At 59.0% G+C, this 16,039-nt stretch carries 7 protein-coding genes; all 7 read right to left on the bottom strand.

Features of this window, described 5'->3' with window-relative positions; genetic code table 11:
- Positions 1 to 2 precede the first annotated feature (2 nt).
- The 7 genes from AC07PT_RS16260 to AC07PT_RS16230 all read right to left on the bottom strand — a co-directional run bounded on the left by AC07PT_RS16260 (position 3) and on the right by AC07PT_RS16230 (position 15,834).
- Positions 3 to 8,156, bottom strand: a complete 8,154-nt coding sequence (locus AC07PT_RS16260; protein ID WP_494657340.1) for a PLxRFG domain-containing protein — start codon at positions 8,154 to 8,156, stop codon at positions 3 to 5.
- 8 nt (positions 8,157 to 8,164) lie between these two features.
- Complete coding sequence (locus AC07PT_RS16255; protein WP_494657339.1) at positions 8,165 to 9,577, bottom strand: hypothetical protein; 1,413 nt, start codon at positions 9,575 to 9,577, stop codon at positions 8,165 to 8,167.
- 77 nt (positions 9,578 to 9,654) lie between these two features.
- The gene (locus tag AC07PT_RS16250) at positions 9,655 to 11,520 is read right to left on the bottom strand and encodes a hypothetical protein (RefSeq protein ID WP_494657338.1); all 1,866 of its coding nucleotides are present in this window, start codon (positions 11,518 to 11,520) and stop codon (positions 9,655 to 9,657) included.
- Between the two features lie 2 nt (positions 11,521 to 11,522).
- Complete coding sequence (locus AC07PT_RS16245; RefSeq protein ID WP_494657337.1) at positions 11,523 to 11,963, bottom strand: hypothetical protein; 441 nt, start codon at positions 11,961 to 11,963, stop codon at positions 11,523 to 11,525.
- A gap of 1 nt (position 11,964) precedes the next feature.
- A complete protein-coding gene (locus AC07PT_RS16240; RefSeq protein ID WP_494657336.1) occupies positions 11,965 to 13,965 on the bottom strand; it encodes a hypothetical protein in 2,001 nt (666 codons plus the stop codon).
- Between the two features lie 5 nt (positions 13,966 to 13,970).
- Entirely contained in the window at positions 13,971 to 15,146 is a 1,176-nt protein-coding gene (locus tag AC07PT_RS16235) for a hypothetical protein (RefSeq protein WP_494657335.1), read from the bottom strand.
- 1 nt (position 15,147) lies between these two features.
- Positions 15,148 to 15,834, bottom strand: coding sequence for a hypothetical protein (locus AC07PT_RS16230; protein ID WP_494657334.1), 687 nt, complete (start codon positions 15,832 to 15,834; stop codon positions 15,148 to 15,150).
- Positions 15,835 to 16,039 lie beyond the last annotated feature (205 nt).

Here is a 16,039-nt window from a genome sequence, read left to right as displayed (position 1 = left end):
AGTCACAGTCTGGAGCGGGTTTCAGCCGCATCTGCCCGCATCTGGGCCCGCATGGCTTTGGGAGCCGTATCGGCAATGCGCTGGTCTTTCGACTTCGACATTTCCCGAACCCGCTTCATGATGGATGGCATGTTGATCGGAATGCGCTGATCTGGGTTGGCCTCGTTCCAGGCGGCCATATCCTGGCGGGCCTGGTCTACCAAATCAGGATCCTTCTCAAAGATGCCACGGGCCCATACGCCCCTGATCTCTTGGGCCTTGAGGGTGTAGAAGTCTTTGGACCGTTGGTTGATGTAGTTGGCCTCCTGCACCTTCGAGACACTGGCGGGCTGGAACCCGATAGCCTTCATGGCCCCTTCGAGCATTGAGGTATCGAGCACCTTGTAACCCTTGTCATCTCGGTACATGCCGCGGGCCAGCATGTCGGTTCCTTTGGCTGCGTTTGCAATCGCTTTGGGTGCCATGGAAAGTGCAGCCGACCCAACATCTCCAGTGAGCAACTGCCCCGCGGCCGTGAATCCACGTTTGACCAGATCACCTGCAGGACCGGCGAGCTCCTGAATGTCGCCCGTGTGATTGGACTTTTTCAGGAGCAGGCCAGTGCCAGGGATCAAGTTCCCCATACCCAGACGGCCAGAGATATCCAGCGGTGCCCCTGGCAATCCAGTGATGCCTCTGTCGATGAAGTCTCCAATGACTGGACCAACGATCGACTCCAAGAACTCTTGCTTGGCCTTCTTTGAGCTGAAGTTGTAGCCCAGCGACTGAGCCAGTGCATCAGCAACATCTTCGGCATCCTCCGCAAATGGCAGGCCCCCTGCCCCACCCAGGAGCATCAGTACCGCCAGAGCGAGCATTGCAGCGCGCTTGCCCTCCGGACCACCCTGGGTGTACATCCGATGCAGCAGCTCAAGGTATGCGATGGAATAGGTCTTGAACGTCATCAGAGTGCCGCCTACCGCACCGCGTGCCCATCGCATCTTGTTGGCCTTGCTGTACACGAACTGGGTTTCCAGAACGGCCCGCTTGGCAAACTCAGCAGGATTTCCCAGATTCTTTGCTTTGGCAATCCGATATGCAGCGATGAAGGTGGAACGGCGGTTGACCTGTTCGGCGGCGCCAAAGACCTTACCCCATGCCAGTGACATACGGGCAAGGCCATTGGTCACTGCAGCGCGGGCATCCCCTACCTTGGTGCCATCACCTGGGCGCAGCGATCCAGATCCGCGAGCCTGGGCCATGAGCTGGTGCACCTCCTGGGGGGAAACCGTCCCATCGTCCTCAGCCTCTTTGATGGCCTTCGCCAGATCGGGCTCATAAGCCTTGCGGGTTGCAAGGCCCTGCATTGCGCGAACCAGTTCCGCACCGGCCAGCTTGGCACCCGCATACTGGCTCAACCAAGGGAAGGACACTGCAGCAGGCTGGGTCATGTTGACGAATGCGCTGGCAATCGAGCCCCCCAGGTATTGGGCAAAAAGCAGCCCACGAATGGCCTGGGCCTCCTCCTGTGGATTCTTGATGTACTCGGCCAGGCTGATGGCGACATCCTTCAATTCACCTTGAGCCTTGGGTATGTCGCTGATCGACTGGGCCAACTCCCCCATGTGCAGCGCGGCAGCGGTCTGGCGGGCATTGGAGTAGACAAAGCTGGCAAGCACGCGGCCAACGTCCTCGCTGTACCCGGCGATCCCCTTCCGATGGATCAGCCGGCGCAAAGCGCTGCGGTTCGTCTTTGTGCGGCGCAGGTACTCCTGAAAGGCCTGGTCTTTGGCCTGATCCCCCGTGGATTCGAGGCCCAGCATGTTGCCGAAGATCTCCAGGCTTTCCGGAGTGATGCCCGCGAAGAGCTTGAACTCCTGTTCGCTCAATGTGCCCTGAGAAACAGCAGCACTGCCAAACTCTTGCCGCATCTTGATCGCCATGAGGTTTGCCTCACGAGCGGTTTCGAAGAGCCCGAAATATTGGCGCTCTCCATCTGTCACCACATCGACGGTGAACTTTCCAAAGCGAGACAGGGGTGCGTAACCGGATTTCTTCAGATCTTCAACCTTGTTGGCGCGATCAGTCATCCCGTTCGCCAACTGGAGAAGCTCGCTGGCCCGGCCAGGTTGCTCCTTGGCGGCGCCGGCAAGATAGTCGAAGAGAATCCGACCGGCCTCTGCAGCATCGGGAGCTGCCAAAACCGCATCTTTCAGGCCCTGAACATCCTCACCACCGAAACGCAACATTTCGGCCTTGGCGAGCGAATCCAAGCTGTGATCTACCGATGCCCTGAATTCCTGATACAGACCGATCTGACCGTTGAAAGAGCCGTCGGGTTGCCTTTCTCCGTTCAGGCCCCATCGTGTTTTCAACTCGTCGACAGTCCAGAGGATTCCAGGCTGCAACAGCTTGGCCTGGTATTGGCTCTCGATCAGGGATTCATACTGGGCCAGGGGCAAGCCCTGCCAAACACGCAGCATGGCTGGTGAAATGTGATCATTGCGAAGCAGGCGCTGTGCCTTCTGTTCAATCGACAGATTTGCCGCCTCGGCCTCCAGCTCATCAACCTTGCGAGGCTTCCCAGATTCATCGCGAGCCCAGTTGAGAGTGCCCTCGAAGATAGGCAGACCAACTGCCTTGTTGTCCTCGGCGCTCACCGGCGACTTTGTGATGTCACGCCATGTTTCCAACTTGGGTAGCCATTTTGGGGCCATATCGGCTGCCTCGGTCGCAAACAAGGACACGTCGTCAACGAAGCCCTGGGCCGCATCGAACACGCGCTTGAATTCAGGCGAGCGCTCAGCCAAGTTGTACATCGTCCCGATAGTCTTGTGCCACCAGGACAGTTTGCCTGGGACATTGAACGTCTTGTCCAACTCCTGTCGCGCCTTCTGCATAGCCCCAGAATACGCCTCCCTGCTTGCCATGGGGGTCGAGTCAAAACCACCGAAATCCAGGCTCAAAAGCCTCTGCAGCTCGTCAGCAACCTCAGAGGCATTGACCTTGCCGACTTGGGTCGGCTGGGATACCATACTCTCGCCTCCTGAATTGGACGGGCCGGATCGCTCCACATCGCTGTTTGCTTTGTCAGTCCCGGATACCCGACGATTCAAGAGGCTTTCTTTTGTCGCAACGCTGTGAAGATACATCCGTTGTGTGTTTGGGTCTCTTCGCACCAACACAGTCACGACGTCATCAACTCCTGCTATTTTCACTGGTGCGCTGATGTAGAAACTTGTTGCATCGTGCCGATGGGGACGTTCAACAACAATAACCCCCCTTGAAATTACAGTAGGTACAGCAGCGAAAGCTTCGGCTTTGAATCGGTTCATGCCGTGTGCGATGGAATCTCGGACGGACCGGTCATCCAATACAACCGTCCCAATTTCTGGATTGGTAGCGCTTCCACCAGCTTTTTTGAAAATCTCAGAGGCCCAATTACGTAGCGATTGGAATCCCTTTGGAGCCTCCTCTACAGCCAGTTCAATTACCGGATTGCCCTGAAGGAATTCAGCCTTTATCTGGTCATTGGTCCTTACCTTCCCACGGCTTGGAGATGGCCTGTTCAGATCGGTATTCCCCCCCTTTCGAGAGGCTTGTGCAACGGCAGTGATCCCGCTGATAGATTCAATTGCTCTAGCGCTGGGAGTGGATGTCCCCTCAACATAGTTGCGAGCAGGAATCAGGAAATTCCGGACTATCTCGTCGTCGGTAAGTTTGACGTTGGCAAGCGCCGGTACGTTCTCCCTCAACCAGGTTCTGATGGCCGCGACAGCACGGCGAACAAACCCAATCTCTGGTCGGGTCTGAGCCATCTCCGCGAGCACTTCTTCGGCGGCCTTGAGGCGGTCAAGTTCGCTGTTTGGGTTCATCCCGTAGGAGATCAATTTGGCCATTGACTCGCCATTGCGCATCGACCAGACCTGGCGAAGAACTGGAATCAGTTTCTCTCCGAAAACTTTGCGCAGTCCAAAGTGCCCAAGAGCCTCATGGAACAGGGTTTCGACAACATCTCTTTCTGTCCCCAACTTAGACGACAGCAAGTAGACGGTTCCTCGGTAGTAGTAGCCTTTTGAAGTTCCGGCCGCTCCGCCAGAAATCTGGTTGTCATCCTCTTGGCGAATGGCATCAGGCAAAGATGCATCGCTCAAATCGTAGGCAATAACGATGGGAGGGTTGTTTTTCCAGGCCTTTACGATGGGGGAGATGATTTCCTGAACACGTTTATTCTCGGCGTCTTTAAATTCGCGTGGAAGGCTATTCAAAGCTTCCAAGGAGGAAAAATTGCTGCGGCTTAACTGTACTGATTGAGGCCCAGAAAAAAGACCGGCCTTGAGAGCATCCTGATCGACCTGCTCTTGGGCTGCCTTCACGTAGCGCAGTTCATCCCGGTGCTCGGATTCTGCTTTGATAAGTTCGACCCGCAAATCGGACCGGCCTTCTTTGACCTGGGAGCGCAAGGTTTTGACACGCTGCCAGGCCTTTTCCTTGCGTTCGATGGCGTTGTTCAGAGCCCCCACTGCTGGAGAATCGACTCGATCAATGTTGGACTTGGAACCAGCCATGGCAGCCACCATCCGGGTCCAGTCAATCGGCGCGATATCCAGTACGCGATTGAATTGGAATGGGCGCCCCCATTCGTCGGGTGTCATTTGCTCTTTGGCTGCACTAACGGCCTGTTCAAGAGTCACAAACTTGTCGTTTGTAAGCATCACACCATTCGGGGGGCGCTCCTTAGTTGAGATTTCCCGCAAGGTTTGCCACGGCTCTTTTTGCTGCGCCAAATTGGAACCTTCAGCAGCAACTGCGCTTTCAGCTTGGCTGACAGGCCCAGCTGGATTGACGCCGCGATCAACCGCGGTCGGGTGTGGCTTTCCATCGGCGCGCTGATCCGAATAAGCCACTTGGCTGGCGGGCTGGTATCCCAGGCGCTCAACCGGGCCGGCAGCTAGTTGCCTCGTATCCGGCTGAGTGGCGTGGCTTCTGGCGTCTTGAGGACGTCCCTCACGGACCCATTTGCCGTCCACCTTATCAACTCGGTGAACCTTCACGCTCCAAGTGCCGCCAACGTCTTTGGGTGGGCTGTAGGAAAGCACCTCATCAAAGCCGCCGTACCCCTTGATGATGTTGCCAGGCGTGAAGTAATCAGCCCTGGCATTTTCGGCAGCAGCAGCGGAATTTTTCAGCGAAGTCCGCGGCTTTGCTGGCTTGATCACAGGCGCGGCTGGCTCGGGGTATTTGCCGGCAGCCTTTTCCTTCTCGTACTTTGCAGCCATGTCCAGGAACTTGGCAGGCTCCCACTTGACCATGGACTCCATGGCCTTACGGATTTCGGAAGCCGTGGCGCCGGCTTGCATGAGCTTGGGCCCACGCGCCATGTCCGCGATCATCTGGGCGCCTTTCTCGGCGTAAAGAGCCTTGGCCGCAGCCTTGCTTTCTTTTCGAGCGGCCGCGGCTTCCTTTGACTGGGCTTTCTGCTTGGTCTTCTGTTCGGCCTTATATCGATCAAGCATTGCATCGATTCCGGACGTGCGACCGGGAATATTGAGCTCGCCGTGATCAAGGCGAGGTGCTTCCTTTACCGGCTTGGCTTCGGCAGTGGAAGCAGGCCCTGCTGGTTCTTCTTGCGGTCGTTGCGCTTCTGCTTGCTGGGTTTGATCGGCTTGAGGGACATCTGCTTTCTCCGTTGATGAGAGGTTTGTTGGGGTTGTGGTGGGTGTTGCGCCGGCCTCTTGGGTAGCGCTCGGGAATTCCTTTACCGTGGCCAGCAGGTCTTTGATTGGCGCATTCAGGCGAATCACCTTCACAGGCTGATTGCCGGGGATCTTGGAAAGCCACTGGTGGTGGCCGTCGAGCACGTGGCCATCAGACGACACCAGAATGGAGCGCTCGCCTCCTTTGAAGGCCAAGGCTTTGCGCACCTTGGGTGGCGAATACTCTGCCTGGGTCGGCTTCAGATCGGCGGCCGGAATCTCTTCCTGAGTCGCATCAATGCCTTTGGCCTTCAGGAAATTGACCATTGCACCGCGGTGCTCAGCCTTGATCTGAGGCATCTCAGCCCGGGGAACCGACAAGGTGCCAGTGTCCGCGCCAAACTTCTGCCAGCGCAGCCCCCTGGTCAGCCGAGCGGCTTCCATGGAGCCACTTCCGGAAGGGGGTACTCCTTTAGCGGTCGTTGTTGGGTCAGTATCTTTCGCAACTGACGCTTGTTCTGGGCTCTGTTCTCCGGCCGGAATGGAATCGGTGGCTTGGACATTGAGGGGCTCCATTTCGGCCTTTTTGGCCTTCTTTGCCGCCTTCTCAGATCGAACCTTCTGAATCCCCTCTTTCAGTCCACGTGGCTTGGAAGCGGGTGCAGGCTCCGGCTTGGAGGAAGGGGGTTGAACAGCTTCGCCATTGCTTGCTGTAGGTTTTCCGGTATCGGGGATAGATCCCCCGGTTGCTGTTTTCGGAGAAATCGGTAGACCCGTGCCCCCTCCGGCAGAGTCAGCACCCCCAACCTGGTTTGCAGGAGGATCCAAAGGCCCAGTGATCCCGGGTTGTTCACCATTGCTGACTCCTTGCTGAGCACCAGCTTTTGCAGCCATACGGCGCCGGTACAGCTCTTTGATGATGGCTGTGCGCACACCTGCGGCCTGGGCCTGCCGAAGGCCCATTCGAAGCTCTTCGTCAGACCTCCCAGCCAGATCATTCGTCGCCTTCATGACAGGAAGCGCGGTTTTGGCACCACCGGAAGGTTCTCTTGCAGCAGGCTTTTTCGAATTTGCCGTACCTTGGTCATTCCCAGCGCCATCGGCCTCCTGAGCGGCAAGATTCGCCTGCTGCATGGAGGAGCTCACACCGCTATCGACTGCTGTCGCTGCGGCTGAGCTCAAAGGTCCAGCAGCCGGATCAATGCCGAGGGCTCGATGCGGTGGCTCAGACTGAGGCTGATCAGCACCCGTGGATTGGAAGATCTCATCGTCAGGACTTGGGACGGCACGCGACTGGCTCAACGCCTCCTGCCGCAGGCGTTCCTGCTCTGCCTGCTGGGCAGCCAAGATAGCCGCGCCATCGGGTGGAGAGGATTGAGGGACCTCGGGCTGAACCTGTTCTTGATCAGCCAGTTGCTGGGCCCGCACACTTGACTGTTCAGCAGCGGACTGGCCCGCATTCAAACCTGGTATTTCGACCGCTGGAGTCCCTGGACCTTGAGGGGCCTGACCTTGACCAGGCTCATTGGTTGGCGGGACTTGAGCGGCAGCCTCACCGGCACGCTTTCCACCGAATCCACCCACACCAGCACCGACACCTCCCATGGCCATCCCGGCCAAGGTACCCATGACGGCGCTATCACTCACCCCCTCATACCACGGCTTGTCGAGCGCTAGGTTCTGCAGAACCTGCTCGCTGACAGATTGAGGCAGCTCCTCAAGCCAGCCCTCAGAGATAGCGCCTTCGACCATCTGTCGAGGAATGCTCTTTGCAGACACCTTGCCAGCCGGCGCTGCGGCGCCCTGTGCCAGCATGGTTTCGACATCACCAATGCCCAGGCGCTGCGCCACCTTGCCACCAGCGAAGCCAAAACCTGCGGTCGCGGCGCCGGATGCAGCCGCCAGGCCTGCCTGGGCGGGCGTCAGGGTTCCGTCTTTTGTCTCCTGTCGGATCTGCTCAGCAGAAGAGCCTGCCCCAACAATACCCTCACCTATTGCACCAGCACCAACTGCGCCAAGCGCAGGGGCCGCGGCCATGGCGGCTCTGGCGGGGACGGCACCGGCACCCATCAAAGGAATAGATTCGGCTACGGCATTGGCGATCAGAGATGGGTTGCTTATGGCTGTGACGGCCTTGTCGACCACACCGTCAGCTTGCTGGAATTGCTGCTGCTTGGCCTTCAGGTCATCTGATTGCAGGGAACTCAGGTATTCCTTTGCCTGCTTGGGACGAAAGCCGAGTGCTCCGCCTTCGTTTTCCAGCACCTTGCCGGCCTGGCCGCCTGAAACCATGTCGGCAAGGCCTACGGCGGACTCCGGCACAGCAATGACACCCTTGGCGACTGACAGACCGAGGTCAGCAGCGCGGCGGCCGAAGCCAATACCCTCTTCTTTCGGAGGCGCCTTGGCATCGAACTGATCGAACGGATTGGCGGATGGCTTGGCCGCTTGGCTGTCGAACTGATCAAATGGATTGCTCATTTTTTTCCTCAGTGGCCGAGAGCACGCGCAGAGGCGCCCGCACCATATTTCTTGTCGAAGTCAGATGCCAAAGCAGGATTCGCTTTGAGCATGGAAAGGGCTGCTGGGGGAATTGCTGAAGCCGATGACTGCACCTGATCGACGAACTGCCCGTTGTTCGCGTTGAAGACGCGATCAGGAGTCTTGAAGATCTCCCCATTCGGGCCGAGCTGCTGACCACCTGCAGCCACCTTGAACTGATCCGGCTTGGCCTGGCCGGAGAGGACGCGGATCTGCTCGGCAATCGCAGCCCGGTCTTCAGGCTTGGCAGCCTGGTAGGCCATCTGCAATTGCTCCAGGCGTTGGGCTGATCGGCTCTGAAAACCTGCTGCGGTCTGCTTCAGTGCCAGCTCACCCTGGGCGATCTGGTTGGACTGGCCGGCGCGGAACCCCAATCCAGCCTCCTGGGCATTGGTACGGGCCGTAGCTCCAGCCTCCCTCATGCCTGTCTGGGCGATGTCGGTCTGTCCGCGCATGGCAGCCAGCGTTGCCGGGTCAGCGCCACCTGTCAGCGCAATATCAGCCCCAAGAGCTTTGGTGTAGGCGTCCTGACGCATAGCAATGTCCCGCTTCGAGCCAGTGGTGCTGGAAGCGCTGACCTCCAAGTTGCGGAGGTTGTTTCGGGCCTGCCAGTCATTGCTGGAATTGCGCACATCGGCCTGCGGCATGAAACCGAGGCCGGGACCAGGTGTTGGCGGTTGGGAAGCCTGAGCAGCCTGATTCGGCTGGAAGCCCACCCCGGTGGTCATGAAGCCGCCACCGGCCTCCTTTCCATTGATGGTGGCGTTCGGACCAATGTTGGAGCCCGAATAGGAAGGAATTCCAGTCGCCGGATCATTGGTCCTGGTGATGTTGTTCTGCAGTTGTGGAGCGGTAACAGGGGAGCCAGGGAATCCCAGAGCCACATCACCACCAGCAACAGGTTTGCCCTGGCTCGGCGCTGCGCCTGGGTTGGCAGCCTGCGGCACAGGGGAAGGAAGAGCAGGGGCAGGCGCAGAGGTTGAAGGCGCGTTTGTGGAGTTGCCAGCAGAGGCGAAGCCCAGGCCGGCAGCCCCTGCAGCCGGGACAGCGTAAGGCCCGACTGCCTGCACCGCCTTCCCAACGGCAGATGCAGCGGGCGCCATTTCCGCCACCTTTGAAAATCCAGAAGCCACGGCACCGGCCACACCAGGAACAGCAGCGGCACCAGGCAAAGCAGAAGCTGTGTTGACCAGATTGCGGCCAACATCATTGTTCAGAGGGTTGTCTTGGGAGCCATCCGGTGGAACGGTACGAGTAGCGCCCGTAGGGATTTGGTTGGATGTGCTCGAATCCCCAGGCTGACGCGGGGAGAAGCCGAACCCTTGGGCCCGCTTCTTTTCTTCTTCGGTTGTGGTTGCCATGATGGACCTTTGTGCAAAGCTGCACGCAGTCTCAAGGCACCCCACAAATTCAAGAAACCCCGGAGGGGGGGCGCTGATCAGACAGTGGTGACAGGGGGAACATCTCCATTCACGGATCCGGAATAGCTGAAACCAATATTCATGTTCGACCCACCAGACACGCTGGCAGAGGTCCGGATCATGCTGTAAGCGCTACCGACAAGCTGCGACATGACCGAAGTTCCTACCTTGGCAACTTCCAATTGGGTTTGTCGAGCAGTCGTCACTGCATCGTTATTCAGCTTTTCAGCCCGCAGGGTGTATTCCTTTTGGGCGCTGTACTGACCAATCGAGGTTTCCCAGTGCTTGATGTCCTGGTTGATCTGGGCCTCAACCCTGGCCACTGATGCTTTGTAACCATCGAGAATGGCGCTGGATTGCATGGCAACCGCCTTGATGCGCTCAGACTCAGCTTGGACGCGCTCGCGCCAGGCTGCCCACTCGTCGGCCTTAGCTTTCGCCATGGACTCGAAGTAAGAGATGTTCACGCGGGCCTGCTCGGACGCGGCGCTCACCTGGGCGGAGTAGGAGCGCACCAGGCCCTCGTAGACCTGCACCTTTGTGGCCTCGGCCGATACCGAGGCCTTGTAGGCCTCCACGCCGGCAGTTTGCGCATTGATCCCGGCCACGTAGGCCTGAATCTGCTGGCCTGCAGCGCTGATCTTGGCGCCCTCCAGGTCAACCAAGGCCTTGGTGCCCTCCAGCTCGGCCTTGTAGATCTCCACAAGGGCCATGCCGGCCTCAATCTGCGCCTTGTACTGTTCGACCAGGGTCCGGTTGATGTTGGCTTTGGTTTCCTCACCGGCCAGTTCAGCGCGGTAGATCTCGATCTGCGCCTTGGCCGCATCGATCAGGGTCCGATAGGCATTTGCATAGGCCTCATAGCCGGCCAGCAAGGCCTGGTATCCGCTCACCTGTGCGTTGTAGGACTGAACCGCGTTGTCAGCGTAGGCCCGGGAGATCTCAAACGTCAGCTGCTCCAGCTTGAAGGCGTTTTCAATCAATTGGCCCTCCAGCGCCATACCTTGGTCGATGGCAGTTTTCAGGTTGGCCTGCTCAAGATCGGCCTGCTTGATCGAAATGTCCCGGTTTGCATCGGACATCTTGTCGTAAAAGGCCTGCTGCGCGGCACGCAGTTGACTGGCAAGGGCACCGGAAGGCAGAGAGAACCCAAGCGCCTCATGAGTGCGTGTCACCTCGATGATGTTGGCCTGGGCCATTGCGTTTTCACGCCCGCGCAGACGATCCCAAATCGCCTGCTCCACGATTGCAGGCAAGCCCGTGCCACCAGCAAGGCGCTCATTGATCAGCGCCTTGAGATTGGTCAGAAGAGCACTGGAATAGGCGGGACCAACCGAGTGAGAGAACGGTGTTGGAGCTGCCAGCGTGAAGGTCGGTATCGTCTTGAGGAACTCCTCCATGTCTGTGTGCAGATTCACTCCGCCGAAGGTGATCGTGCTCAGACTCATCAACGTGGGGGTCGATGGCATGGTGATCGTCGGCGCCGTTGGAAGCGACACGCTGGACAACGAGGGAACTGTGGGCACCGCGCCGATGTTCAGCGTTGGCGCAGCAGGCATATTGAGCGTCGGAGCCTGGCCCGAGAAGGTGGGAAAGATCCCGCTGATGCTCGGTGCCGCGATTGTGAGAGCGTTCGGCTTCGTTGAATCAAGCGAAGTGCTGAACTTGAAGTCCTGACCGATGCTCTGAAGTTCAGATGGAACGGATGGATATTCCAGCGGCGTTGGCTCATTGACTGGGGCCCATTCAATCGAATAGGTTGGAGCGGTATATATCGCCGAATTCATCGCATTCAGAAACGACGAAAGTTGGGCCTGCGCCGTTGCAGCGTAGTTCTTTGCGTTAGTGAATGCGCTTTCTACCTGTTGGGCTGGGGTAGTCATGGTCAAACCCTCCGGTTTTTAGAAGAAGAAACAGGGATCTCGATCTGATCGAGTTGGAAGTCATCGCCATCGATGTTTCGATAGCCAAACGCAAGGTAGTTTTCGCGCAGGCCTCGGCCTGATTGGCATCTTGCTTCGCCATCTGGAAATGATGGAAAGACATAGGTCCATGAATCGTTGCGACCAAAGACCGTTACCTCTCCACGGCCAGAGCAATTCAAGGCCAGATAGATGAAGGCCTGCATGGCCTTTTTCATTGAGGTGCCCCAAAGTTTTTTGCCCGTGATGATCTGGGCAACGATGGGGGATCCGGCATCTGACGATCCGCCAAATTTCCTCAACCCGGCAGAGCTGCCAGCGAAATTCGAGGTGATGGAATTGACGTCAAAGTTTGAGTATTCAGACACCGCCCCAGTTCTCGTGTTCAGGATGATTGCGTTCATATCAAGCGATCTTGTAAATGTGGTTTAGAACCTTGGCGACCAGAGTAAAGAGGGATGCCTGAGACGCCCAGTCATCAAGGGCTGCACCCGCGACGTCTTGCTGCATTCCGGGAAAGACTGCAGTGGCCCCATAGGGGAAGCTGTTCAGTTGCTCAGTGCGAGGATTAGCTCCCGCATGCAGGTTCATCGCCACCACGACGGCCGTCGGGTAATAGGGCCAGAGCGAGGTCAGCGGAAACGTAGGCAGCGTGGTTGGGCGCAGCTTGTCGCTGGGTACATCGGCGGCGGTCGCCCAGCTCCAGTCGGCCTGGCGGGTCTGGCGGAGGAAGCGCCGCACACGCACATTGCGCGGCGAGGTGCCGGCGCTTTGGAGTTCGGGCAACGCGGGGATGGTGTACGGCCCCATGCTGGCGATCCAGATCGAGTCGTACTTGCGCAGGTCCACGGCCGGCATCCACACCCAGTCCAGCACGTAGGGGTCGTAGACCTCGTACTCCAGTTGGGCAATGGTGATGACCGAGCCCGGCGGCACAAAGCGGTCGGAGTTGACCACCGCAGAGCTGCTCGACGTTGCGCCGATTGGGCTGTCAACATAGGCTGCGTATCCGGGTGCTGTGGTGAAGCTCAGCGTGCTCAGGTCGCCGGGGCGGGTCTGGGCCAGCTCCAGGTAATGGTTCGGGTAGTAGCGCTTGTAGCGAACGTAGTTGCCGTTGGCCAGCCAGCCGAACAAGTTGGTTGGCTTGGCCACATTCCCACCCATCTTCCAGGGGGTCGCGAATGCCATGGTGGTCTGGGCGAAGAAATCAGCGTAGGTCTCGCCGGCCACCGTGTTCACATTGCCGTCGGTCACGGTGTGGGTGATCTGCCAGTTCACGGTGGCATCAGTGATCTGGTCATGACCCACGTCCGTGCCGGCCGGCAGACTGAATGCACCCGTGTGCGCACCGAGCACGGTGAACGGGAAGGAGAGGTAACGCGCCGTGAGGTGCGGGTTTGCAATCCCGGTGTCCAGCCATTCCTTCAGCGCCGCGATCTGGTTGCCCCTGGCTTCCGTGCGCAGCGTCTTCAGGATGGTCGCTCCGTTGCTGGACGGGTAGGCGTCGTCGATGGCCTTGCACGCATCAACCCAGGCCTGGTGCACTGTGGTGTACCAGGCGTTGTAGAGGCCGGCGTAATAGGCGTTGCGAGCGTTGGCCCAGGCCTCATGTGCAGCGAGGAAAGCGAGGTAGTCATCGCTGCTGGCGGGCGGAACTGCAGACTGCGCTGCTACGACCGCAGCCTGCGCTGAGCGCTCAAACTCAGACACCCGCGTGCTGATGCCATTGCCGTAGGTGTACTGGAAGAAGATCTCACCGTAGGTCGCATAGTGGGTCTTGGTGACGAAGTGGGGGTACGGCGAAGGATCAACGCCGTCCATGTCGGCAATCCCCCCATCGGTCAACAAGGCCTGCGCAGCGGTCTCCCCGATTGCAGAGGAAAGCTCTGAGAACAGTGCACGGCGGATGCTCATCGTGTACTGACCGGCGGCGACGTTGTAGGCCTCCTGATTGACCCAGTAGACATAAGGGTCGGTCGCCGGCCCCACGTACGTGGGCTCGGGCACCCCGTACGGCGCTGGCGTTGGGTACACCGGCTCTGGTGGGTAAGGCGGCGGTGTGTAGCTGCCCATGTCCACCACAGGCCGATCGAAGATCGTCGAGAAGGCGAGATCGACGAATGCTGGCCAGGCAATTGGAATGGCCAGCCTTTCTACTTGATTTCTCGAAGCGACTTTGACGAATGCCTTATCCACCCCAAAAGCACGTTCAAATAGAACAATCGAGCCATCAGATAAATCGACTTCGCGGGAATGCTGCGAGGCAAATGAAGTCCTGCACAGCATGTCGAAGCAGTGATATTCGGCGCTGATTTCAGCAAGATGTTGCGCACTCAGCTCCAGGTCGCTATGAAGTTGAAGCGGCTGATGGATTCCGATTGGATCCCCATCAAGAGTGATGAGCATGGGGATCATTGGGGCACCGCAATGTACTGAGCCAGGCCGCCTGTGCGCCGAAAGGTGGAGACAACAGAGACAGCCTCTGTTTCATATCGACCCTCAGTGATACGCAAAACAGATCCGCCAGCGAAACCAGCCACCAAAACCCGGCCTGCAATGCAGACCATGGCCGTGCCCTGCCCTGATCCTCCTGCAATGAGGTTGGCGGGGACGGAAACGCCAGATCCAAGAACTACAGACCCAGCGAGATCCGAGGACATGGCCAGCCCAGAAAACTCAGTCCCGGCCAAGAAGTACAGGGCTCGCGTTGTGCCCACATAGATGCCATCACCCTCGATGGGTTGGATCAATGTGATCGGATCGGAGAACTGCTTGAAATCCTCCCGGATGTCGAAGTTTTCAGGCTGGTAGGCCCGCGAGGCGATCAGAAGATTGCCGACGGCCAGCAATGAACGACCACGCCAAGTGCAGCACAGGCGGCCGGCTGGCGGCGGCTGAACGAACTCCGTGCGGCACGGAATCACGAGATCTTGATTTTTCCCGGTGAAGCTGAAGGATTCGCCCAGGGTCATGCCTGCCAGGAAGCAATCCCCGCCATCCGCACCGCTGAGATAGACGTTGATTCCGTAGCCGCTTCGCTGTGGCAATCCGGTCAGCAAGATCCCGCCCTGGGAAACCTGGGCCGGCTGGGCATAGGCTGGGCCGCCCTCCAGGCCATCGGAGAGCCGCACGTGGGTGAGCTGGTACTGGTACTGGCCCTGAAAGAGGCTGCCCGCCACATCGGTGAGTGCGCCAACCCCAGTGGGGACAGGGACACCCCAAGGTGTTTGGCTCAGACCATTGGCCGCCACGATGCCGCTGATGAGCCCATTCGAGAATGCCACACGGCCATCAGGCAGCTCGGAATACCAAACACGCGGGCTGTCGCTCAATTGCGAGTAAAGAACGGTCCTGGTGCCATTGGCTTGGACGCTGAGCAGATCACCATTCACGGTAGCCAAGAGGAAATTTGGCCCTTCCCACACATTGTTGTGTGGAATGGTTGATTCCAACGTGAAGCCGATTCGGCGCACGATCTCGCCTGACATACCAATGTCAACATTGGTCGCATTGGTCAGTTCAGAATCATCAATGCGTTCTGGAAGGTCGACATTGTTGATCCCCTTGAAGTTGGCGAACTTCAGCATTTCATGTCCTTCGAATCAGGCCCGTTCCCCAGCGCACAGTGGGTGGGGTGTGTAGGGCGTGGTAGTTGCTGGTTCCCTTTGGGGCGCCCAAATGGGTTTCTGTGGTGCCAGCGGCTCGGTGGGGAAGTCGGTTGGTGAAGCTGGGCTGGCCAAAGGCATGCCGGGCCGGCAAGGGGTATGCCTTGTAGGTGCGCGGGCGCACGCACTTGGCCGCGCCGAACTTGGTGGTGGACCGACCGCTCTCCTGGAGTTTCAAACGCAGCACGGGGGTGCCGAACGCTGCACTGCTCCAGGGGCTGGGGTGAGCGCCGACACGTAGCTTGGCTGTGCCGAGGCTGGTGGTGGACCGTCCGCTCGAATGCCCTCCCCTCACCGCTACTGGGGCGCCGACGCCGGTGCCCAGCACCCCCGTGGCCTGGGCCATCTGGAGGAACTGAGCGGTTGGGGCGCCAAGCGCTGTGGACGAAGTGCCGAACGCCAGGACCTTGCGGGCTTTGGACCCCGGAGCGGTGACGATAGACACAGGAAGGCCCAGGCCACCCGCGGTGCTGCCGACCGCGGCTGTGTTCTGGCTGAACGGGTAGTAGGCCTGGGAGACCACGGACGTGGGGCCGATGGGCGCGGCACTGTAGAACAGCGACCCCGCCGGGGTGCCCATGGCGGTGGACGACCACCCGACCGAGGTCATCAGGAGCTGGGGCTGACTGACCTTGGTGGCGAGCCAGCCTTTAGGGCCATACCCGCGTACCGCCGCTGGGGCCCCGAGCTGGGTCGTGCTGAACCCAGTTGCAGGTTGCCAGATGGACCCGTTGAGCGAGCCGAACCGGGTCAGGCGGATGCTCGGCGGGTTTCCAATCTGCGTGTAGCGCCCGGTCGGGAAGCCGGTGCGGGCC

Source organism: Curvibacter sp. GW821-FHT09D12, from assembly GCF_059416245.1.
The sequence above is the reverse complement of the archived record's forward strand: the minus strand, read 5'-3'. Positions and strand labels throughout refer to the sequence as shown.

Excerpts from the sequence above, each read along its gene's own strand:
- AC07PT_RS16260 (WP_494657340.1), bottom strand. The coding sequence starts at position 8,156 with ATGAGCAATCCATTTGATCAGTTCGACAGCCAAGCGGCCAAGCCATCC.
- AC07PT_RS16245 (WP_494657337.1), bottom strand. The coding sequence starts at position 11,963 with ATGAACGCAATCATCCTGAACACGAGAACTGGGGCGGTGTCTGAATAC.
- AC07PT_RS16230 (WP_494657334.1), bottom strand. The coding sequence starts at position 15,834 with ATGACCTCGGTCGGGTGGTCGTCCACCGCCATGGGCACCCCGGCGGGG.
- AC07PT_RS16250 (WP_494657338.1), bottom strand. The coding sequence starts at position 11,520 with ATGACTACCCCAGCCCAACAGGTAGAAAGCGCATTCACTAACGCAAAG.
- AC07PT_RS16255 (WP_494657339.1), bottom strand. The coding sequence starts at position 9,577 with ATGGCAACCACAACCGAAGAAGAAAAGAAGCGGGCCCAAGGGTTCGGC.
- AC07PT_RS16240 (WP_494657336.1), bottom strand. The coding sequence starts at position 13,965 with ATGCTCATCACTCTTGATGGGGATCCAATCGGAATCCATCAGCCGCTT.
- AC07PT_RS16235 (WP_494657335.1), bottom strand. The coding sequence starts at position 15,146 with ATGCTGAAGTTCGCCAACTTCAAGGGGATCAACAATGTCGACCTTCCA.